General features: G+C 51.7%; 24 protein-coding genes. 11 read left to right on the plus strand and 13 right to left on the minus strand.

Translation table 11 applies throughout. The annotated features are described in order from the left end of the window. The first annotated feature begins 72 nt into the window (after positions 1-72). From MKX63_RS22220 to MKX63_RS22230, 3 genes are all read left to right on the plus strand, one after another. Positions 73-2,067 (plus strand): Na+/H+ antiporter, encoded by a 1,995-nt coding sequence (locus MKX63_RS22220; protein WP_341020122.1) that lies wholly within the window; start codon positions 73-75, stop codon positions 2,065-2,067. Between the two features lie 30 nt (positions 2,068-2,097). Continuing rightward, the gene (locus MKX63_RS22225) at positions 2,098-2,658 is read left to right on the plus strand and encodes a CueP family metal-binding protein (protein ID WP_341020123.1); all 561 of its coding nucleotides are present in this window, start codon (positions 2,098-2,100) and stop codon (positions 2,656-2,658) included. 167 nt (positions 2,659-2,825) lie between these two features. Further along, complete coding sequence (locus tag MKX63_RS22230; protein ID WP_341020126.1) at positions 2,826-3,251, plus strand: hypothetical protein; 426 nt, start codon at positions 2,826-2,828, stop codon at positions 3,249-3,251. A gap of 9 nt (positions 3,252-3,260) precedes the next feature. Here MKX63_RS22230 and MKX63_RS22235 read toward each other — a convergent pair whose 3' ends face one another. Further along, a complete protein-coding gene (locus MKX63_RS22235) occupies positions 3,261-3,878 on the minus strand; it encodes a TetR/AcrR family transcriptional regulator (RefSeq protein WP_341020128.1) in 618 nt (205 codons plus the stop codon). A 43-nt stretch (positions 3,879-3,921) separates the two neighbouring features. Continuing rightward, positions 3,922-5,112, minus strand: coding sequence for a pectin acetylesterase-family hydrolase (locus tag MKX63_RS22240; protein ID WP_341020130.1), 1,191 nt, complete (start codon positions 5,110-5,112; stop codon positions 3,922-3,924). Positions 5,113-5,236: 124 nt separating this feature from the next. On the opposite strand from MKX63_RS22240, the gene MKX63_RS22245 reads away from it, so the two are divergent. Together MKX63_RS22245 and MKX63_RS22250 are read left to right on the plus strand one after the other, a co-directional pair. Further along, positions 5,237-5,722 carry a hypothetical protein gene (locus MKX63_RS22245; protein WP_341020131.1) on the plus strand — a complete coding sequence of 162 codons (486 nt, stop codon included), beginning with the start codon at positions 5,237-5,239 and terminating at the stop codon, positions 5,720-5,722. 150 nt (positions 5,723-5,872) lie between these two features. Continuing rightward, positions 5,873-6,829 (plus strand): phosphotransferase, encoded by a 957-nt coding sequence (locus tag MKX63_RS22250; protein ID WP_341020132.1) that lies wholly within the window; start codon positions 5,873-5,875, stop codon positions 6,827-6,829. Positions 6,830-6,831: 2 nt separating this feature from the next. Here MKX63_RS22250 and MKX63_RS22255 read toward each other — a convergent pair whose 3' ends face one another. Then, positions 6,832-7,284, minus strand: a complete 453-nt coding sequence (locus MKX63_RS22255; RefSeq protein WP_341020134.1) for a DUF6843 domain-containing protein — start codon at positions 7,282-7,284, stop codon at positions 6,832-6,834. A 105-nt stretch (positions 7,285-7,389) separates the two neighbouring features. Here MKX63_RS22255 and MKX63_RS22260 point away from each other — a divergent pair, with 105 nt between their 5' ends. Then, positions 7,390-8,031, plus strand: a complete 642-nt coding sequence (locus MKX63_RS22260; RefSeq protein ID WP_341020136.1) for a hypothetical protein — start codon at positions 7,390-7,392, stop codon at positions 8,029-8,031. 170 nt (positions 8,032-8,201) lie between these two features. After that, positions 8,202-8,792 (plus strand): hypothetical protein, encoded by a 591-nt coding sequence (locus tag MKX63_RS22265; RefSeq protein WP_341020138.1) that lies wholly within the window; start codon positions 8,202-8,204, stop codon positions 8,790-8,792. A 551-nt stretch (positions 8,793-9,343) separates the two neighbouring features. Here the strand turns inward: MKX63_RS22265 and MKX63_RS22270 are convergent. The 6 genes from MKX63_RS22270 to MKX63_RS22295 are packed head-to-tail and all read right to left on the minus strand — an operon-like array spanning position 9,344 to position 16,042. Further along, the gene (locus MKX63_RS22270; protein WP_341020139.1) at positions 9,344-10,474 is read right to left on the minus strand and encodes a YheC/YheD family endospore coat-associated protein; all 1,131 of its coding nucleotides are present in this window, start codon (positions 10,472-10,474) and stop codon (positions 9,344-9,346) included. Continuing rightward, entirely contained in the window at positions 10,456-10,974 is a 519-nt protein-coding gene (locus tag MKX63_RS22275; protein WP_340755157.1) for an N-acetyltransferase, read from the minus strand. Before MKX63_RS22275 ends, MKX63_RS22270 begins: the two co-directional genes overlap by 19 nt. A gap of 28 nt (positions 10,975-11,002) precedes the next feature. Further along, on the minus strand, positions 11,003-12,115 hold the full coding sequence (locus tag MKX63_RS22280; RefSeq protein WP_341020141.1) for a YheC/YheD family endospore coat-associated protein: 1,113 nt from the start codon (positions 12,113-12,115) through the stop codon (positions 11,003-11,005). After that, entirely contained in the window at positions 12,112-13,485 is a 1,374-nt protein-coding gene (locus MKX63_RS22285) for a YheC/YheD family endospore coat-associated protein (RefSeq protein WP_341020143.1), read from the minus strand. Before MKX63_RS22285 ends, MKX63_RS22280 begins: the two co-directional genes overlap by 4 nt. Further along, positions 13,486-14,664: a YheC/YheD family endospore coat-associated protein gene (locus MKX63_RS22290; protein WP_341020145.1), complete on the minus strand. Its 1,179-nt coding sequence runs from the start codon at positions 14,662-14,664 to the stop codon at positions 13,486-13,488. Between the two features lie 10 nt (positions 14,665-14,674). Next, complete coding sequence (locus tag MKX63_RS22295) at positions 14,675-16,042, minus strand: YheC/YheD family endospore coat-associated protein (RefSeq protein WP_341020148.1); 1,368 nt, start codon at positions 16,040-16,042, stop codon at positions 14,675-14,677. 353 nt (positions 16,043-16,395) lie between these two features. Here MKX63_RS22295 and MKX63_RS22300 point away from each other — a divergent pair, with 353 nt between their 5' ends. Then, a complete protein-coding gene (locus MKX63_RS22300; protein WP_036691219.1) occupies positions 16,396-16,737 on the plus strand; it encodes a YlbF family regulator in 342 nt (113 codons plus the stop codon). 119 nt (positions 16,738-16,856) lie between these two features. Here the strand turns inward: MKX63_RS22300 and MKX63_RS22305 are convergent, their stop codons facing one another. After that, positions 16,857-17,438, minus strand: coding sequence for a hypothetical protein (locus MKX63_RS22305; protein WP_341020150.1), 582 nt, complete (start codon positions 17,436-17,438; stop codon positions 16,857-16,859). A gap of 177 nt (positions 17,439-17,615) precedes the next feature. Between MKX63_RS22305 and MKX63_RS22310 the strand changes: the two genes are divergently transcribed. From MKX63_RS22310 to MKX63_RS22320, 3 genes are all read left to right on the plus strand, one after another. Continuing rightward, positions 17,616-17,900, plus strand: a complete 285-nt coding sequence (locus MKX63_RS22310) for a hypothetical protein (RefSeq protein WP_341020151.1) — start codon at positions 17,616-17,618, stop codon at positions 17,898-17,900. A 327-nt stretch (positions 17,901-18,227) separates the two neighbouring features. Beyond that, entirely contained in the window at positions 18,228-19,562 is a 1,335-nt protein-coding gene (locus tag MKX63_RS22315; RefSeq protein ID WP_036721605.1) for a DRTGG domain-containing protein, read from the plus strand. A 58-nt stretch (positions 19,563-19,620) separates the two neighbouring features. After that, positions 19,621-19,743, plus strand: coding sequence for a hypothetical protein (locus MKX63_RS22320; protein WP_341020152.1), 123 nt, complete (start codon positions 19,621-19,623; stop codon positions 19,741-19,743). Positions 19,744-20,104: 361 nt separating this feature from the next. On the opposite strand, the gene MKX63_RS22325 is transcribed toward MKX63_RS22320, so the two are convergent. From MKX63_RS22325 to MKX63_RS22335, 3 genes are all read right to left on the minus strand, one after another. After that, positions 20,105-20,407 (minus strand): YtpI family protein, encoded by a 303-nt coding sequence (locus tag MKX63_RS22325; RefSeq protein ID WP_341020153.1) that lies wholly within the window; start codon positions 20,405-20,407, stop codon positions 20,105-20,107. Positions 20,408-20,512: 105 nt separating this feature from the next. Further along, positions 20,513-21,016 (minus strand): hypothetical protein, encoded by a 504-nt coding sequence (locus MKX63_RS22330; RefSeq protein ID WP_341020154.1) that lies wholly within the window; start codon positions 21,014-21,016, stop codon positions 20,513-20,515. A 22-nt stretch (positions 21,017-21,038) separates the two neighbouring features. Further along, positions 21,039-21,359 carry a YtrH family sporulation protein gene (locus MKX63_RS22335; RefSeq protein WP_209993411.1) on the minus strand — a complete coding sequence of 107 codons (321 nt, stop codon included), beginning with the start codon at positions 21,357-21,359 and terminating at the stop codon, positions 21,039-21,041. Between the last annotated feature and the right edge of the window lie 18 nt (positions 21,360-21,377).

The following is a 21,377-nucleotide window of genomic DNA, read 5'->3' on the forward strand; positions in this document are numbered from 1 at the left end:
TTATACTGAGTTTACATACATAACGTAATTTAGTATCTGCACACGCAAGTGCAGAGATGGAGGTTTGTGCGATTGGAATTATTTGAGTATATTTTGTTGATGCTGGCAGCCGTGTCGCTGTCTAATCTGGTGAACCGCTTCATCCCCTCGCTCTCCGTGCCGATTATTCAGATTGCACTGGGCATGGCCTTGACCTGGCTGCCCCTGCATTTCGAGCTGGAGCTGAACCCGGAGCTGTTCCTGTTATTATTCATTGCCCCCTTGCTGTTCAATGACGGCAGGCTTGCCGATAAAGTGGCCTTATGGAAGCTGAAAAAGCCGATATTGCTGCTGGCACTGGGGCTGGTTTTTCTAACGGTAGGGGTGCTGGGATATTTCCTGCACTGGCTGCTGCCGGTATTGCCTCTGGCGGCTGCGTTCGCGCTGGCGGCGGCACTGGCTCCTACGGATGCGATTGCTGTGGGCGCACTGGAGCAAAAAGTGAAAATTCCCCATCAGACGATGCAAATTCTCGAAGGAGAATCGTTGATTAACGACGCATCGGGTCTGGTATCCTTTCAATTTGCAGTCGCGGCTATGGTTACAGGTGCCTTCTCTTTCAAAACGGCCAGCCTGAGCTTTATCTCCATTTCGCTTGGCGGTGTGGTGCTGGGCCTTGTGCTGACATTCATTAAATACGGGATCGTCCGCTGGCTGCGCAGGCTGGGGATGGAGAATGTCACGTTACATATGCTGATTGAGATCCTGACGCCGTTTGCTATTTTTATGGCTGCTGAGGAGCTCGGGGTTAATGGCATTCTGGCAGTGGTCAGTGCAGGGATCGCCCATTCCTTCAGCTACAAGCAGATGAATCCTGAGGTAGCCAAGCTGAGCGTCGTGTCCAAAAGTACCTGGGCGGTCATTATCTTTGTCCTGAACGGTCTGGTGTTCCTGCTCCTCGGTACCCAACTGCCGGAGATTATTAAGACGGTCTGGAACAATCCGGATATAGGCAATGTCCAGGTTATCCTGTATACCTTGCTATTAACCGCTGCTGTCCTCGGTCTGAGGCTGATCTGGATGCTGGTCATGGATATTCCCGAAGGCGAGGAGCCGCGCGGACCCTGGAAGCTGGAATTCAAAAAGGCGCTCATTCTCACGTTGTCGGGGGTTCGAGGTACGATTACCCTGGCGAGTACGATGTCACTGCCGTTTTTCCTGGATGACGGCTCTTACTTTCCCGCGCGAGACCTGATTATTTTCCTGGCGGCGGGTGTCATTCTGTGGACCCTGCTGGCGTCTAACTTTCTGCTGCCGCTGCTGCTTGGCTCAGCTCATGAAGCGGAGCATAATGCTGAGGAGGCCGAGGCCAAAATCGAAATTCTGCGCAACGTAGTTGCCGGATTGCAAGAGCAGGCGACAGATCAGTCCCAGTCCCGGATGGCTTTGAATCATTTGACCGGCACCTACAATGCCAGAATCCGCCTGCTGAAGAAGAATGATGACGCTGAGGAAATGGAACGGAAGCTTGGGGTGACAGCGCTCAAGTGGCAGCGGGAATACATCATGCAGGCGCTCAAGCAGCACGAGGTGAACCCGTACACGGCCTACCGCTATCTGAACAGGCTGAATCGGCAGTTGTTCGTATACACCCGTGATCCGCAATACAAGAATGACCTGATTCCATTCAAAAGCTTGGAAGAAATCACAGGTGTCATCCAGCAGGTCCGCTTAAACGCGCAGGAGCGGCGTGAGGAATCGAACCGGCTGCAGTCCGGGATTTTCGCTTACGTGCTTGAACAGCTGAGAGAGCTGCAGAATACGGGGGAGATGGAGCCTGAAGTAATCAGCTCCCTGATTCTTCGTTATGAGCGGGGGCGGCTCAGACTGACCCGTCAGGAGTCTATCTCTGCTACGAAGCGGGAGTTCGAAGAGTCGCTGCACGAGCTGTCCCGCGCGGGGATTCAGCTGGAGCGTGACAACATTCAGCTGATGTTCGAGGCCGGACGGATCTCCAGAGCTAGCATGAAGGAAATGAAACGTGATATTCTGTTCATGGAGCATGATCTGCGGGAAGAAATGGGCTGAATGCCATCTACAAGGAGCTGAATCTATAGTATGAACAATAAAATAGTAGCGGCTGCCTGTGCAGTTATTGCAGCGCTGGGAATCTACCTGTACACGGGAAGCGGGGGAACGAAGACAACGGAGGTTGCCACGACTCCGGGCAGCGGCCAGTCTGCCAGTCAGGACATCAAGCAAATGGTCGCTGACTTCAGCTCACGCACCTTAACGGCGGAGTCCGCTTCGATTACCTCGACCCAGCTGATTGTGGACAACGGCGGTTCTAACGAAGCAGTCTATGGGCTGCCGGAGGATGAATTTTTCTTATCGGTCGCTCCTTATCTGGACAAGACGCATCCCTGTGCCACCCACAGCCTGACCGGCTGCCAGGGAGAGATGGTTGGCCAATCCTTTGGGGTAACGGTCGAAGACGCGGACGGTAAGGAGATCATGAACCAGACCGTCAAATCCCAGCCGAACGGCTTCATCGACCTATGGCTGCCGCGTGATCAGAACTACAAGCTGACCATTACTCATGAGGGCAAAGAGGCTACGTCCGAGATCTCCACGTTTGAGAGTGACGATACCTGTCTTACAAGTATGCAGCTCAGTTAAAGGTTGGCAGGCCTGATTCTGCCTAAGCCGTTTTTTTGCCCGGATCAAGGGGGAGAAAACGGCTTTTCGGCATGCCACAATATACATAAATGATGAAGAGGAACCGATAATTTGGTAGGAAGGGAAAATTTTCAAAACGAAGAATTCATAATCGCGGAGGAGATCCATTGAGCGAGAAGATGTATCTTAGGATGAAAGCAATAGCACAGGTTGCATTGGTTGTTATCTTACATTTAGGGATAATCACCTTTTTGAGAATAAAAACGGAGGAGTGGCAGGAAGTAGAGGGAATGGAAATGGTATTGACCTATTGTGCTCCTGTATTCCTGCTCTACGCAACTTGTATCCGGTCGTTGAAAATAAAGAAGCTCAGGTACAATCTGATTTGGTTCCTGATCAGTCTACTTCCCAGTGTTGCTATTCTGTTTAAATTAAAAGAGGCTGCAGGCGCTGAGCCTAGCGAATCTGCATTTATTGTATTTCCTCTTGAACAGGGTTATTTGGAATTAATGTGGTTCTTTCCCGTTGTCTATTCGGTCATTCAGTTACTCCTGTGGGCCTCCATGTGGTTTATGATATTATCCAAAGAGTAACGATGGACGTCAGGCTCCCCGCACCCCAGCCATAATGAAATCCTTGAATTGCCGGTCCGCTGCCCGGTCTTCCTCCGTAACGGCACCGCCCCGCTGATGGGACAGAATAACAGCCTTTTGCAAATACATGAAATAGAGGTGGGTGGACTTCTGCAGAAGATCCAGCCACTTTTTTTGATGCTCTGGAGCCACCGCTGCGGTCTCAAGGTTTATGTACCGGGAATACCAGACCTCCATAGCTCTCTTGAAATCAGGCAGCTCCGCCGGATTCTTGGACAGGGTGCTGTAATACACTCCAAAAAGAGCATCATAATAGATCAACGCCTCCTCATGCTCTCTAAGCGCCAGATATTGATCCAGAATCTTCTCCAGGGACGGAACAGGCCGGGCAAAATCAAAATCAAACAGCAGCCTGCCAAACATCCGCTCCAGATTATCCACATAGAGCTCAGCGGCTAAATCTTCCTTGTCCTTATAATGAAGGTACAGCGTGCGGCGGGAGACACCGGCTTGTCCGGCGATCTGCGTCATATCCGTACGTTCAATCCCCTGAGCACAGAATAGGCCCAGCGCGGCCTCCTTAATGAGGCCTTTGGTCATTTGCATTTGCTTTTCACGTAAATTCAATGATCTTCTCTCCTGTCTTCCTGCGAAAATATTGCTGCTGAACCTACTCCTGAGCGGTTGCCGGAGCCTCCAAAAACTCACTGCCTACCGAATAGCGCTTCTGCTGATTGACCGCATCCCCCAGCCACTTCACAAGCTTCACACCATCCTGCTCCGCCTGATAGAAGGTCTCCCGGGTGGAAAAAGTGTGCGGGGTTGTCCCGTTCTCAGTATTCAGCCCGTAATCCGTCAGATAGTAATAATAATTAGGGACCGTTGCAGCTAGAGCAGCTACCGATTGCCGCATTTCCTCTGACCATGCCTTAATACGCTTCTGGTCCCGTGGCCCATTGTAGTCGTTGATCTTGTTCTGGAAGTGAATCAGAATCTCATCATATACCGAGTAGGCTTGTAAAAGCACTGTACCTGCTGGCAGCAGCCGGCCATTCGCCCGAAAAGCAGCCCCGATGATATCTGCCTCCGGCTCGTATCCGAAGCTTTTAACGAAATCCGAGTTCCATTCCTGCTTCATCACATTCGGCCACTTGTCTGACTTCAGGAAGGAGCTGTCCGCATACTGAAAGATCTCAGAATCCCGGTAATGTGAAGCAATCTCGGGCGCCCAGAAGGCTGACCCGAATCCGCCGGCGCTCTCGCCTGCAATCAGCAGCTTATCGGGCTTAGCCACATTCGCATAGATCCAGTCGAGGCTGCTGCGCACATTAGTACGCCCGTTATACCGCATGGTGAAGGTGCTGCCATCTTCTTTTGTATACTCTGTGGTGCGGTTACCAATGTGGAAGTCGCCTGTTGAATAAGGAAGGTAGACCACATTCCAGCCGTGAAAAGGATTATCCGGGTTGTCCGTATCCATCATCCCGCCCAGCAAAGTCAGCATATAGAACGGAATGTCAGCGAAATAGTTGCCTGTATCTCCGCCTTTAATAAAGTTCATAAGCTTAATGGGGTGGGCTGCGCTCTGTGCATCCCAGCTGACACCGCCACCGGAAAAGAAGATGATCCAGTTGTTGCTCTCACCGCTCTTCGTCCAGATAAAATACTCAGACCCATCACTGGAAAGGGTATTCCCGCCCAGCTTCACCTTATTCCACTCGTAAGGCTTCACTTCTGCGATGACAGGGGTTGTAGTGACCGGTCTTTGGATGACAAAAGCGTTGACGGCAAGAACAGCAATCCCAATCAGGCTCAGTAACCCTATCCCTGTGAATAACGTGATTCGCTTTATTTTTCGCATGTCATCGCTCCTTTGATTGGAGTATACAATAGGTGTATTGGTTATACAAGGTGTGTAATTAAATGATCGACAAGTTCATTGGTTTAACATCCCAAATAAAGTATTTTATGATAGTATTATCTACATGAGAAAACTAAGTACAGATACAGTGTTATCCCTTGTTCTAGGTCTCGTGCTGCTGGCCGTGGTTGGCTGTAGCGATAACCCGAACACCCCTGGGGAACAGACTGATGAACAGACCGCAGCCGGCGAGTATTCGATTGAAGGGAAGTCGCTGGAGGAAATGAAGGGGATGGAGTATACGCAGTGGCTTGAGTATTGGAAGGAGACGTATGGCCCGAAAGTAAGCGTAAACGTATATATTCCTATAAATGAATTAAAGAGCTTATCTGAAAAAGCAGCCTCACTGCATTGGAAGGACTTTGACCAGTATGCTTTTGAAGATATCGGTTCAGGAGTGTATATCAGAAAGTACGAAATCGAAGGGGAAGGGCATCTTGTAGTGAGGGGAAAAAGTCTGGAGAATCCGCCTGAGCAAATTACTATGGTTGATGCAGAGGGGAAGGAGTGGGTATTTAATCCTGAGAGTTTGAGTGAACTGCTTAAATAATTCACGCATACTATTATCTGTTTAAAATGAGAAAAGAGAATTAATTAGATTGGCAGGTGAATTAAAGTGGAATCTCACATGCTTATTGCTGCGCAAGGTTTAGCAGATATGCTTCAGCAGGGAAAGGTCCGGCATTTGGAGCTAGGATCTATGACAGAAGACGAACGCGGATGGTCCGGTGCGGAAGTGCGCCGCATAGGAATTATTTATGAAAATGGTCAAAGGGAAAGTATGATTTTTAAGGAAGCGGCCCTGAAAGAGAGAATGGCTATGAAACGGTTAACTGACCAGGGACACCGTAACACGCCAGCAGCCTTTTCTGCGGACACTCGGACAGATGAGCCTAAGTGGATGGCGATGGAGGATTTGGGGAGAATCAAGATGGCTCCGCTGGGTCCAAATTGGACACCGAGGGTTGCAGAGGCACTGGCCAGAATCCATGCCCGTAATTTGCGTAGAGGTTCTGAGATGTCTTGGCTTCCCCACGCTGACCGTAAGTATTGGGAGGATTATGTGATTACGACATTGTCTGTGGATCACTTTGAAGCGCTCACTGTACAAAACCCGGATTTTAGCCGGGAATTTGGCGCTTATCTGCCATTACTGCGTGAGAAAGCCAGCATTTTTGCGCGTGATATGGCGGCCTTATACAGAGAGAAGGAGAGCCTAACCCTTACGCATGGTGATTTGCAGCCAGCAGATGGTTCACATGTCCGTGAATATAATGGAGAGCCGTATATCATTGATTTCGGGTGGTGTCATTATGCCCCTTTTTATATCGATCTGGTCAGTTATTTCAACCAGGAGGATTCTCGAATGTATTACAAGGAACTCCTCTCAAACGGTGTAGCTCTTAGCTTTGCTGATTTTTACGAAAGATTGAGGGCAGCCTTTCGTTACAGCGGGCTGATCTATTTGTATCCCAGTATCAGACAATGGTCTTCCGGGCCTACGGAACTGACGGGCAAGCGTCTGCTTCAGATGTTGAAAATTGTACTTACCGGTGAATTTCCTGAACGTAAAATAGATTACTCTAGCCAACTTTTCTCAAAGCTGCTTAAGGAGCATAACAACGGTACACTTCATCTAAGTATTCAAGCGGATTAAACTCATTTCATTAATTCAACAGGATAGTCAGGAGCAGGATGATTTTGAAGCTCGGCTTCTGTTCCTACAAAAAAGCGCTGCACCGTAGGCCCCTCGATTTTACCGGAACTGCTAACCGACTCGCCGTTGCCTATAGTGTGACGGTGGATCATTTGATCGGTATCTAATTTTTGCTGCTTATTTTGTTCATCATAGTAGTAGAATTCTTCGAAAGATATCCCATATTCAACATCGGGAGTGGAAGTTTTTAATACTCCAGACTCAGGAATGGTAAAAATATATTTTCCGTTATCCTTTTCGATAGCGTTAAACCCCTCTTGATTATAAATAATCTGCACCCATCCCACATAATTGTTTCGAATAAGATAAATATTCGGATTGCGTTTATTAGTGCTGGAGAATTCAAGGACTAATAATAACAACAACGGTATCAATAGGAAAAGTGTCTTTCTCAATTTTTCTACCTCCGGAATTTAACATTAATATACAAGATTAATAGGGAGGGCCCGATAATTATAATTAAAGGAAAAAATTCAATTTAACCGGAGAATAAAATGATAATGAGTTTATTTTTTATTGCCTTAAGCGCAGCCATGGGTGTAGGTATTTGGTTTTTAGTTATAGGGATAATCTTTTCTACTGGTAGTGGCGACCTATTCACAGTAACTCACTATGATTCTTTATTTTTTTACGCTACCCTTTTGTTGTTATGTATTATAGCCTATCTTTTTTTTGCAAAGCACCTAATAGAAAAAGAACTACCCCTTTTGCTTGCTATTTGTTTTGGGACCACCGTTCTTTTCTTTTTCATTACACCTTGGCTTGCCGAAGCAAAATCATCAGTACAGCGGGAACTTTCTAACATTAGCGTTTCGAACAATGAAAAGTTTATTGAAAAAGTAGAGGTAATGGCGGAACAAGAAAAACTACCGTATTCAGTTGATGTTAATAAAAGTAGGGAAAGGTTCAAGGAGATAAGAAATATTAACGTTGTCGTATTGAATAAAACTACCAATGAAGAGATTAAGAAAAAAGATGTCGACAAGTTACTTGGTTTAACATATGGAGAAGATGTCAGGTTGAAAATTTTCGAGAATAGTAATGAAAGATTGCTGATAGATTTCGTAATAAATATAGATAAAAGCGTTAGCTACTGTGAACCTTATAAAATATGCGGGGATTTAGGGTTAGAGAATAAATAATCCATTACATAAAAGAAGGTGTTTATAACGGCCGTTGTAACGCTGCTCTGCAACTACCTTTACGGCAGCATCCTGAATAATTATTACCTTCATACCAGCGGATAATCGTTCCGATTATAGGATTACGGCAAACATAAGGGAAGGGTAACTATATTACCTAATTGTGAGGTGTGAATAAAATAAAAAAGTTCTTTTTAGTAAGTGTAAAAGCGATTTTACAAGTGATCTTTATTGTGTTTATACATTTATTTGTTATTCGTTTTTTGAATCTGAAGTCAGAAGTATGGGAGGAAGAAGCAGTACGACAAGCATATGTTGTTTCTTTCGTTCTAATTATCCTGTTGTATGCAACTTGCATGATTTCATTACTAACAAAAAGGCTTATATGTAACCTAATATGGTTTTGCATAAGCACAGTCCCTAGTGTTAGTCTTCTAATACTTTTTTATAACAGTAGAGAAAATGAACCTACTGAAAATTATTTTATAGATTTGAATTTTGACAGTGGTTTTTTTGAATTAGTAATTATCGTTCCTGTTATATATATTGTAATACAAATAGTTTTTATTTTTGTGCTATGGGTGATGAAATGTGAGAGCATTAAAAACAATACTCCAAGCCATTCTCTATGTACTGTTGGCTATTGGACTACAGCTATTCTTAATTTATTTTCTAAGGATAAGAATAGAGGGTTGGGGAATAAAGCTATTGAATTTTTCAATAAAGATGTACCTTGGGCCACTGTTTTTACTTTTAATTAATTCGTTTTTATATGTAAAAACGCGGAGGATAAAATATCATATTACCTGGTTTCTATTAACTGTTTTACCGAGTTCTTTATTAATTTTATTTTCCAAAGCAATACAAAGGAGCGGAGAGTATGAGCAAGCAGTGGTTGAGATTAAATTCTTTCCTGAATATCAGGTGGAAATGCTCATTCTGCTCCCATTTAGCATTTTTATATTTCAGTTCATTTTGATCTTGTATTATTTGATTAAAGTAAGAAAAGAAGAGGGGTTATTACAATGAAAAGAATTATATCAATTAGTGTAATCATTGTAGTGATTTTTTCTTTATTCAGTTCAATTGGAGGGGGACAAAGTTATACATACGCACATTCAGTTATATTGTTTTCAATCCCATATTTCAAAGAAGTAGCTATGAATGATGCTGCATATTTTCAAAAACGTTCACCAAAAATGCTGATTTAAATGTAGGCAACTACGTGGTGCACTAAAATTCAAAAAATAAACAGCAAGCGCCTCTCCGCATATACGGAGGGGCACTTGTCATTTTATAGATTAACAATCTTCTACTCCTCAACCACCTTAGAAGAACTAGGCGTGTTCTTATTCTTATACACCCACATTGCGTACTCCAGCGGGCGGACCAGCGCTTTGCGGTAGGTGGTGTTGTCGCCGGAGCGGGCGAAGACCTCACGGGCGGGCTTGGGGTTGACCTCCAGCACGTAGATCTTGCCCTCGCGGTCGATGGCCAGATCCAGGGCCAGCTCGCAGAGGGCGCCGAAGCTGTCTTCGAGATAGGCGGCAGCCTCGATCCCCAGCTTCTCGGCAGCGCGCATGGCCTTGTCGGCCCGCTCTTCGCTGCCGAGCCACTGCTTCAGCAGCGTCTCTGCCTTCATGGCATGCCCGCCGCCATGCAGGTTCGAGGTGACGCTGCGGGCGGCGCCCACCCGGCCGGCCATGCCGGTGAACTCCCAGTCGCCCTGGCCGTTCTTCTGCACCAGCATCCGGTAATCGTGGAACCGGCCGCTGGGCAGCCGCAGCGGGATGCCCTGCTGCACGAGGAATTTACCGCTGATGCACCACTGGCGGACGATGGTCTCCAGCCGGTTCAGCGACACCTTGCGCGGGGCGATAATCTGGCGGCTCTGGCGGCGTCCCTGGATATCGAACAGGGACTTGCCTTCCCGCTGGCGTTCGATCCGCAGGATGCCGCGCCCCCCGGTGCCGTTGATCGGCTTGACATAGACAACGGGGCTTACTTTCAGCATCCGGTGCAGATCGGCGGAGGACTGGTAGAGCAGCGTCTCCGGCATATGGGGCCGGAAGCGGCTCCGCTGGGAGAAGGTCTGGTGCACCGTCCATTTATTGCGCAGCGGGCGGTTCAGGAAGGTCAGATGATCGTACCGCGCGCGGAAGCGCAGCAGCTGCTGGAAGCGCTGGCTGCGCTGAATCCGGCAGCGGTCATAGATCATATTCGGGAAGGAGCGCCACTTCCGCGACCATACGCCGCTTTTGACATCATAGACCATGGCATGGATCAGGTCCTTGCTGACATGTACATCTGCCGGGGTGAACACAAAGACATGCAGCCCGATCCGGCTGCCTTCGATAATCATCCTCCGGTATACACTCTTCTCTTCGAGCTGCTTGGCGTCGTTCAGATACAGAGTGAGGATGCCTAGGACGGGCTCTGGCACAGGAGTTCACCTCCTTGCGGGAGAATGGCGGGATCAACTGCGCTCCCCGGGGAACGCAAGAGCAGGGTGGGCTTGCCTGTTGGGCCGGTAACCAGGTCAACAGCGGCAAGGCCGATGTTGAAGCACATCTTGAGGCTGGCTGCATTGTCGCAGGCGACATGGCATTCCAGCTGCCCCAGGCGCTCCAGCTGTGCAGCAAGCAGGGCTGTGCCTGTATGCCTGTTACGGTACAGGGGATGAACGGCGACTACACAGGCCTCCTTGCCGAAGCCGGACACGAAGCTGACGCCTGCGAGCTGGCGGCCGTTCTGCCCCCGCACCGTGGCAACGAGTAAGGAGACTCCCGGCAGGGCGAGCTGATCCGGCGTCAGCCGGGCCAGCCTCCTGCACCCGCGAAGGGTAATCCGCTGCTCCCCATACTCCCTCAGGAACTCAAGCAATCCGGTTCGCCTGGATTCCCACTGTACGGGATTGCTGTCGTAGAGTGAGGATATCTGCATGGTGTCACTTCCTTTGACGGATAATGGATTATTTGGATTGGCGGGACAGATGGTTGCCGTATTGGAAAATGCGTTCGAGTGACAGCTTGCGGATTGCCGGCTCGTCGAACTTCATCGGGCGGGAGTTGGCTTCAAAGAACCAGACTCCGCCTTCTTCATCCACCCCGAGATCCATCGACATCTCGCCCAGCATGCTGGAGGAAGCCCGCTCAATCTGCCGGGCAACCAGCAGCGCTGTGGTAGAGACATTCTTCAGGATAACCTCTGCCTGCTCGGGCCCGAAGGTTCCCTCCAGCATGCTGGAGGGGTCTTCGATGCTGCCGCCGCGCGGCACATGGGTGGTGATGCTGCGGGCCCCGGCCAGGCGGGCACCGATGCCGGTTACCGCCCAGGCGCCCCGGCCGTTCTTCTGCAGCAGCACCCGCAGATCGAAGGGACGGCCGCGGTGTCCGGCAAGCACGATGGCTTGCTGGACAATATAGCGGGCGGACCCTTTTTCCCGGCCGATCCGGGCCCACAGCCGTTCGACGGATGCGGCCTTGTAGGTCGTATTTTTTTTGCCGCTCTGAATCTGCAGCCGGTAGGGCAGGAGAGTGTCCGGCCGGTATCCCAGCCGCATGATGCCTTTGCCCGCCTTGCCCTTCTCCGGCTTGAGATAGAGGCTCTCGTGATTCTTCAGCATCGCGGTAAGGGTCGCTGCGCTGCGCAGGCGGCGGGTTTTGGGCACATGCCGCGAGGTGGCCTTGGATTCCTTGAGCCACTCGAAGAGATTCCATTTATTGAAGAAGCTCGGATTGTACAGCGAGATCTCAGGATGCTCCAGGCACTCGGCGATTTTGCGCGCGACCGGTGCTTTCTCCTCCTCCTCGCGGTTGGGAATCCGGTTATAGATGACCTGCGGCAGAGGAACAGGCACGGCATACCAGATCTTCCCGCTGGCGGAAGGAATGTAGCCGGTCACAGTCGGCTCATTCAGCTTCAGGTCACGGACCGTGACGACATAGACCATATAGCCCATTTCTCTGCCGGTACGGATAATGTCGCGAAAGTTATTGCGGTTGCCGCGGAACTGCTTAAGCCGGTCACTGGTGGTCAGAATGGCGATTACAGGCTTGCTGGGATCGGGTATCCGGCTGTTCACAAGTCATCCCTCCTGCGGAATTTGCTGAGATACAGACAATGCTCCAGGATGTGCTCAATGGAAGCTTTGCCCTCAGCGCGCAGGGAGGGGTGGCGGAAGATAGAGCGTCCCGGTTTGGCATTGGCCTCGAACATCCAGATATCCTCATCCTGGTCAATGCCGAGATCGAACCCGATCTCGCCGAGCAGATGGCGGTGCTGAATCTCCAAGGATTCTGCGAGCTTGACGGCAGTGGTTTTGGCGCGCTGGAGCACTTCATCTGATCTGGCCCCGAACACCCGGCCGAGGGCCTGCTGAGGGGTCAATAGCGCTCCGCCGTTCTTCAGATGGGTGGTGACACTGCCCCGTCCGGCTTTTTTGGCACCGATCCCGACCACAACCCATTGATTGCTGCCGTTCTTGTGCATATGGAAGCGGAAATCAATCGGGCAGCTGTCAATCTCAATAAGGCGGATGCCCTGCTGGACCACATAGTTCTGCATGCTCTGCCCGTGGCGGCCCCGCAGCATACGCATCAGGCTGTCGAAGCTGGTGAAGCGCAGCAGCACGTTCTTGCCATTCCTGCGGTACCGGGCGAAATATCCTTTCTTCGGCAGGTAGGTCAGGCGGTAGATGCCGTGTCCCAGGCTGCCGGCAGACGGTTTGTAATAGACGAAGTGGTGACGGTCCAGCATATCCCGCATTTGTTCGGAGCTGGGGTTACTGTGTGTTTCAGGCACGAAGCGGTTCGCTGCCCCGTCGTTCTCCAGCAGCCGGTAGACATCCGATTTGTTGAAGAAGCTCCAGTTGAAGTACGGAATCTTCTTGCGTCCGAAGCGTTCCCGCAGCTGGTTAATGTAAGGGGAGGTCTCAGCTCTGCGGCTGGGCAGGCGGTTATAGACGACATCCGGCAGGGGCACCAGCTTGCGCTCGAAGCGGCCGCTTGCCGTCAGGAAATATCCGTTGACCTGCTCCTGCTGCCAGTCGATATCCCTGGGCATGAAGGCGAAGATGTAGCATTTGTTGCTGCCTTCGCGCAGCAGCTGCTTGATGAAGCCGGTGCGGGAGCCGAAGGGCTGCGCAGCGGAGGCGGGTCCGTCTGAGAGCACGCCGACCAGCGGCCCGAGCTGCACCTCGTCATTCTGCAGATTGCGCAGGTAGACGCCGCCTGACTTCGGGACCTTGATGGCGCTTTTGACGCCAGAGGCCAGGAAGAGGTGCTTGCCGGCACGCTTGATCGGCTTGATCGTGGCCGGGATGGCATCTTTACCGAGGCGCAGGCGGATATTTTTCTTGCCGGATAATTTCAGGCTTCTCATCAGTTCACCCGAGACATATACTACTCGATCAGGCTGCTTGGTGAAGTGTACATTGCAAAAAGTGAGACCCATTTATGAATCCTCCTTTGGAACCATAGATATCATTCTCCCGTGTGAACGGAGCTGCCCGGGAGGCAGCTTGTGATAGCTGCTTGAGGTAAGCAGCAGATGGCGCGCATAGCGCAGCGGGTTCTCGGCGGCGAGTCTAGCAGCCCGGCGGTCGCCCGTCAGCCGGAACACCGTGCGCCCTGGCTTGGAATTGGCTTCCAGCAGATAAATTCTCCCTCCGGCATCGATGCCAAAATCCAGGCCCAGCTCTCCGAGTCTGCCGCAGGATTCTTCCAGCAGCGGAGGCAGGAGCGTAGACGCCAGGGTCAGCTCCTCCAGCAGGTCTCTTCCTCCCGCGCCGTATTCGTCCAGCAGGAAGGGGAGGACGGGAACAGCTGTGCCTCCGCCATGCAGATTGGAGGTTAGTGAGCCCCGGGTGCCGAGCCGGACGGCCATGCCGGTCAGGCTCCAGGCACCGGTGCCGTTCTTCTGCATCAGCACACGTACATCGAACGGCTGTCCTCCGCTGCCGGTGAGATGCAGGTAAGGCTGTATGATATAGCGGTGCTGGCCGATGAAGCGGCCGATCCAGTCCAGACCTTCGTCCAGCGTACCGAAAACATATTGAAAAGGCTTGTTATCCCGGTCTCTGCCCCGCACCTTCACTCCGCCGCCTTCACGTCTGCCGAGCAGCACAGCGTGCAGGGTGCGCTTGCCGTGGGAGCCGGTCCGGGGCTTCAAGAAAACGCCGTATTCCCTTCCGGCGAGCATATTGCCAAGCGCTTCGCGGCTGCTGTACAGCTCAGTCTCCGGCAGCAGGGCGGCGGCAGCGGGGCTGCGCCGCAGAATCTCGTAGACTCCCCATTTATCGGGAAGCCCGCGGGACCAGGGCAGACAGCGGGTCAATACAGACAGGGCAGCCGATGCTGCCCGTTTCTCCTCCGGTGTCCGGTAGAAGCAGCGGTTATAGAGAATGTCGGGCGGCGGAGCCTGCGCAGGCTCCCATTGTCCGTTCTGCCACTCATATCCGCGGACATAGGAGCCGTCCGCCGCCACATCCTCCGGATGAAAAACAAGGACCTTCAGCTCATACAGCGGGGCCGCACGGCAGAGATGACTGCATAACTCCGGCTCTGCGAAGGGAGGAATCCCGTGGCGACGGCCTGTCATAATGCCAAGGAACCCCATTGCTGTTGTGGTCATGATGTCCTCCTTATAACCCGGCCAGATAACGGCAGTATAGAATCATTTGTTTGACAGAGGGTCTGATTTTCTGGTCATTCAGCGGTGTATTGTCGTTCTTGGACGGCTTGGAGTTGACCTCCAGCAGCCAGATCCGGCCGGATTGGTCAAGTGCAAGGTCGATGCCGAGCTCCCCGAAATGGGCGGGAATGTAGGTCTCAACCCCTCTTGCAATGGCCAGCGCCGCTCGGGGCAGCTGAATCTGAGTGCTCTCTTTGACACCGGCCGGAAGACTGCTTTTGCCGACAGCCTCTCGGGCCGTACTGAGTGTACCGCCGCGGGCCAGATTGGAGACAAAATGATTACTTCCGGCGGTCCGGGCCACAATGGAGGTGACGCCCCATTTGCCGGTGCCGTTCTTCTGTACCAGTGCCCGGAAATCGACCGGCCGCCGTCCAAGCTCCATCAGGGAGAGACCCTGCTGGATCTGGAAGCGGGTGGTTTTCATCTTCGGAGCAATGGATTGAAAAAGCTTCGCCAGGCTGGAATAGCTCTGCTTGCGTGTGCCCATCGGAGTGGTGGACAGCAGCCGGTAGCCGCCGCCTTCCTCCCTGGAAATGCGCAGAATGCCTTTGCCGAGGCTACCGCGTACCGGCTTCAGGAACACGCTTTGGTAGCTGCTGCACATTTTTTTGAGTATGGCGAAGCCGTTCAGGGCATGCGATTCGGGCAAGTACCGCTGCAGGGCGGGGTCCAGAGCCAGCGCCTCGAATACCTCTGTCTTGTCTAGGAACTTTTCGTTGAAGAAGTGGGTTCCGTAGCGGGATTTTACATCTGCCAAAAAATGCTGTACGCTAGGTTTATTCTCTACCTTTCGCGTGGTCAGCCGATTGTTGATCACATCGGCAACAGGAAGACTCAGCTTCCGCCAGCCCTCATCGTAGACCCAGCCCTGGATGGTAGTGGTGCGCGATTCCAGCGCTTCCGGGGTGAAGAAATAGACATAGGCGCCTTGTGCATGGCAGGCATGGGTCAGCTCCCGGCAGAACATGGTAATCTGGCCGAAGACCCTCTCCGGCTGTTCGGGATGGTCCCGGCTCACCAGGACGCCAATCATCGGCCCCAGACGCAGAATGCGGCTGCCGGTGCTGTAGGAAGCGTTAAGTGTCAAGCGCTGTCTTAAGCCAAGCCGCCGGCCGAGTGCCTCACTTACACGCAGGCTGTCGGATTTGGGGACAGGAATTACAGTAACCTCCTGCCGGAAAGAGCCGAAGTTCAGCTGAATGGTTCCGTGCGCCGGTATTTTGAGCCTCTTCATGGATTTGTCGCCTAGCATTACAGCATTTTCCTGCAGGATGCCCGAGTGGACCGTTTGAACCGGGATCTTTAGCTTAGACATCGTGGATCTCCTTCCGGTAGGCAAGCATCGTGCCGGCAATATGATTCTTGAGGGTTACATATCATTCATCATATGGAGACATCTGACCCTTGGTGATTGACCTATTCCCGAAAAAGCCGTGCCGGGCGGATTAATATCGCCGGCAGCCAGGGGGCTGGCAGGCGCACCCGGACCGGAGGGCGGGAGCACAGAAGGAAGCAGGCGTGTCCGGGCGTAACTTGCGCGGCTGCCAAATTTGGGCGCGGACAGCCCCCGGGGCTGCCTGCTGGACAGGCATAGACGAAGCTGCCTGAATAAGCGGGGGATTTTTTGAAGCGAAGCAGAGACGAACATCATTTGGAGGAGGAAATAGAATGAACGTGATTGATAAGGCGCATGAATTAGCGCGTGCTATTAAGGACAGCAGTGAGGTATCGGATATTACCAGTGCAATGAAGGTGATCGAAGCAGATCCGGAGAGCAAGCAGATGCTCGACAACTTCCGCCAGAGCCAGATTGAGCTGCAGCAGCGGATGATGAGCGGGGACATGCCGCCGCAGGAGGATATGGAGAAGATGGAGAAGCTCTTCGAGGTGCTTAACCTGAACCTGGGTATCCGCCGTCTGTTCGACGCAGAGCGCCGTCTTAGTGTGGTTATCGAAGATGTGAACAAAATCATCACAGACAGCCTGTCCCAAATGTACGGCGCCCAATAAGCACCGGCAGCGTATCGGGGATTCGTTATCATACAGGAAAAGGGTGATTTCAGGGCCATACGGCTCTGGAATCACCCTTTTTAGTGCGCCGATCCATAATTACTGCGAGCTACATTCGGTTAATCCTGCTTGCCCTCTACCAGACACAGCAGAATAGTAGCGGCCATCCCGAGACGGCGGTCCAGCTTGCCGTGGGTGTCCTTTGAGAAATCGGCAGTGATTTTGGTGACAAACGGGTTGAAGTTCTGCCGGAAGGCAGGAATCACCATTCCCCCGATTTCTAAATCATATTTCTGCGGAATAATGGCAAGCGCACGGCGCAGCAGCGCGAGGAAGGCATTGTCCTCCTTAATGGTGCCGATCTCGTTATCCTGTGTGTCCAGGATGGCCCACTCGTCCTTGATGAGAGATTTCAGGCCTTTGCGGCGGAGTGCGCCCACCGTTTCCCCGGTCTCCATATCATATACATCATAGGTTGAGCTGATATCAAGAATCTTGCGCGCTTTAATCCGCAGCAGCTCCCTCCCCATTGTCTCGTCAGGGTACAGTGTAATGTCCTCTCTCAGCCGGAACGCTTTCATTTCGGAGAACAGTAGCAGTTGCCCCGAATCACCCAAGATATGTAGTTTTCCGCCGAGTGCAGAGAATATTTTTTTGCGGGCGATGTACCGGGTCTGGTTATAAATGGGATTCAAGGTCATTCCCTCCTTCGCTATATAACATCACATACCCGGGCCATACAGGATAGAAACTGCTACAAGGCACTAACATCCTTCCGGAAAATTACGCAGCTTGTCTCATATTTCAGATCGCAGGTTCATAGATTAGAGATATAGAATCATTCTAACAATCCCGTAGAGCGAAGGAGCGGTCCTGCAATGAGAAAAAAAAGTAAATTCAAGCATTCCGTGTATCTGCTGATTGCCCTGGCCATGCTGTTATACGCGCTGCCGAAGCTGTCTATTCAGAATGGCTCCGGCTGGGTGCTGGGCTTCGGTATCGTCTGGTGTGTCTTCGCGTTCCTGGTCATTGCCTCGCATCTGCATTTCATTATCGGAGTGGATGAAGAGAAGCAGAAGCGTCTGGATGCCGTCCGCAAGGCCAAGCTGGCGCAGTGGCAGGGCAAGTGGAACGAAGAAGGCCGGGTGTCGCAGAGATCATAGTCCAGGAATAGCGCTGGCGGTGTAAAAGTACCCCCTGTTTGCCATTGCGGCGGACCGGGGGTTACCTGTGCAAATATAAGAATGTATATGTTTCACGCTACACATTATCCTTCTATTTCTCGCTGAAACGGTACCGTCCTTTAAAAAGGACAGCAAAGCCGTTTCCACTTGGTGCTTCTCCTGCCGGGAGTAAGTTACCCGGTGTTATATATATATTCCCGGCTGTCATAACTTTTGAAAGATAGAGTGTAACCTGCTGTACTCCGGTGCGGGCAGCATGTATAATAGGTACAGAATAGTACAGATCGGGGTATGGGGGTGTAACAGTTGGAAGGTCAAGGCGATAACATCACAAAGCATGAACAACTGCTGCAGCACATTGAAAGTCTGAAGGTGGGAACCAAAATCTCCGTCCGTAAGCTGGCGAAGGAGATGGGGGTCAGCGAAGGTACGGCTTACCGCGCGGTGAAGGAAGCGGAGAACCTTGGAATCGTCATCACCAAGGAACGGATTGGCACGGTCCGTGTGGAGAAGAAGCCGCGCAATATTTCCGAACAGCTGACCTTCGGGGATGTAGTAGATATTGTTGAGGGGCATGTGCTTGGCGGAGCAGAGGGTCTGAACAAGCATCTTCATAAATATGTGATCGGTGCGATGAAGGTCGATGCCATGATCCGGTACATCGACGCCGACAGCCTGCTGATCGTCGGGAACCGCGATGATGTGCACTCGCTTGCACTGGAGCAGGGGGCCGGGGTGCTTGTGACAGGGGGCTTCGGCACCAGCCGAGAGGTCAAAGCGCTGGCCGATGAGCTGGACCTGCCGGTCATCTCGTCCAGACATGATACGTTTACGGTGGCTTCGATGATTAACCGCGCGATTTTTGACCGGCTGATCAAGAAGAAGATTATGCTGGTCGAGGATATCGTGGAGGGCAAGCTGCGGTTGAACACGCTCAAAATCTCCAGCACTGTAGGAGAACTGCGTGAACTGTCACAGGCCAGCGGCGAGCAGCGGTTCCCGGTCACGGATGAGTGGAACCGGGTTATCGGAATCGTAGGCCGGCGTGATGTGGAGGATCTCAGCGAAGGGCAGAGTATTGAGAAGGCGATGGTGCGCAGTCCGGTCACCGCTGCACTCCAGACCTCGCTGGCTTCGGCGGCGCAGATTATGATGTGGGAGGGGATCGATTTTCTGCCCATTGTGGACCGCAACCGTAAGCTGGTAGGATCGGTCACCCGCCGTGAAGTGCTGCAGAGCCTGCGCGACGCCAGCAATCAGCCACAGCTGGGAGAGACGTTCGATCATCTGATCTGGAACGGGTTCGCGGATGAGCGGGATGAGGAGGGCAGGCTGTTCTTTCATGGCTTCATTACCCCGCAGATGGCGACTGATCTGGGAACGATCTCGGAGGGGGTTCTGTCCACCCTGATGACCCTGTCCGCCTTCAAGGCAGCCAAGGACATCACCGGGAATGACTATGTACTGGACAATATGTCCACCTATTTCATCCGTCCGGTACAGATTGAGCATTCCATCACCGTCATGCCGAAGCTGCTGGAGATCAGCCGCCGTACCTGCAAGCTGGAGATCGAGATCAGCTATATGGATACCATTGTAGCCAAGGCCGTGCTGATGCTGCAGTCGATTGACCACGGGTAGCGGGATTAGCGTGTCACGATGAACGGGTAATGCTAGGCGAATAACGATGAGAGTGACGATGAACGAGGATTCATTCCCGGCAAAATATAAAATAGACCAGGGCTGTCCTGCAGGCAATCAGGATGAGCAACTGGTCTATTTGTACTGGCAACAGAATTTTGGCGGATTTGGTTTCGAGTAAGCTGTTAAGTAATCAGTCGAGTCGGCCTATTGAGTAACCTGTTGATTACGTCTGTTGGGTGATGCCACATTCGCCACGCAAAGATGAACATAATATACAGCAAGTGGAAAAAGAGCATCTATTGATGCTGAATGTGATCGTATCGGAGCAGCAAGTGGAAAAAGTACAACTAATTCGCCGGGAATTGCACCATCTGATGAAAGGACGCGCAAGGAATGCCTTTTTTCCAACTAATAGTCCGGAACTGATAAATGGCCCAAAATTAACTGTACAATTTCCAATTCTCTTAGGCATCCAACGGTAGATGAGGGGAGGAAAACCGCAGCTTCAGGCTCTACCGCAGAGTGTAGTGGGGGAATCCTCAGCTTCCGCTGCGCATCCGGCTGTAGTAGCTGTAGCTGCGCAGTCCCGAGAAGATATTGAACAGGCCCAGCAGCAGAAAAGCAGCCTCAATGACCACGTTAAGCGTCGAGCCGCGGAAGATGAACATCGACATTAATGAAAGCGTGACCAGCATTCCGCCCAGCAGCATATTCATGATCGAGCGTCTGGTGCCTTGGATAAGCGGGTCGGCAGTTCTGCGGGAAGAGATGCTGTACGCGGCGGCGCATACCATGAAGATAACCAGCAGGGCAAACAGCAGATACTTAATGAACATAATCATGAACGGCAGCTCCTTTGTGGAAGACCGGGCAGTCAGCGTAGCCTAAGCCGGGCATTCTGTATCCTGTGATTGTGATTTGTCCACTATTGTATCATGATTTGCGGCTCAGCTGCGTTTATAAGGACTGATTTCCACCCAGATTTGCAGCACGCCCTCCATCACCAGCATGGTGCGGATTTTGACGGTGTATTCCTTCTCGCGGGCCAGATAGATTTTGTTATCCAGCAGCAGGCGCGCCAGCTTGCCGTCGGAATCGATATCGAACATGCTGCGCCCGCGCAGCGGCTCCAGATCGCCTGCCAGCTTGCTGAGGACCTCCTTGGCTGTCACCGGGTCCAGCGCCGCTGCGCTGTCCTTGACCTTGCTCTCCTCGGTACGCACCTTAATCTCACGGATGACGGTGGAGGTGTTGTTATATTTTTTGAGCGTCAGAATGTCATTCCGGTATTGTGCAATCTCCAGCCGCAGATCGTGGTTATTGACCCAGAGCAGGCTATAGCCCATATGATAAATCGCGTTGTACAGGGCGGCTCCCACAATCATCCCCAGCACAAACACAGCAGCAATTTGCGAGAAACGGCGGTAGCGGTCAAACGGCGGAAGTCGCATGTATCTTTTCACCCCTTCGCTTCTACTTGCCGCATACCCACTTGACCAGCTCGCTGCCCATATGAGCACCCAGGAAGGCGAACACCAGATAGAGAATCTGCTTGATCGCCGGAGAGAGATTGCCTCCCAGCATATTGCTCTCAATGACCCGCATCGGGTCGATGGTTCCGCCAACGGCAGCAGCCAGTGCCCATATCTTAATACGGTCTGCGATTTCCAGCATGGTATCGGTTGGCGGTTGAAGAGAGACGACGGCGCCGATTCCGCCCAGCATCGCTCCGCCCAGCACTATGCCGAACGCGATGAAGAAGTCGAGGACGGCCTTGCTTAAGAAAATATCCATAGAAAGCTCCTTCCTTAG

This window comes from Paenibacillus sp. FSL R7-0179 (assembly GCF_038002265.1).
Classification (GTDB): Bacteria; Bacillota; Bacilli; order Paenibacillales; family Paenibacillaceae; genus Paenibacillus_AQ.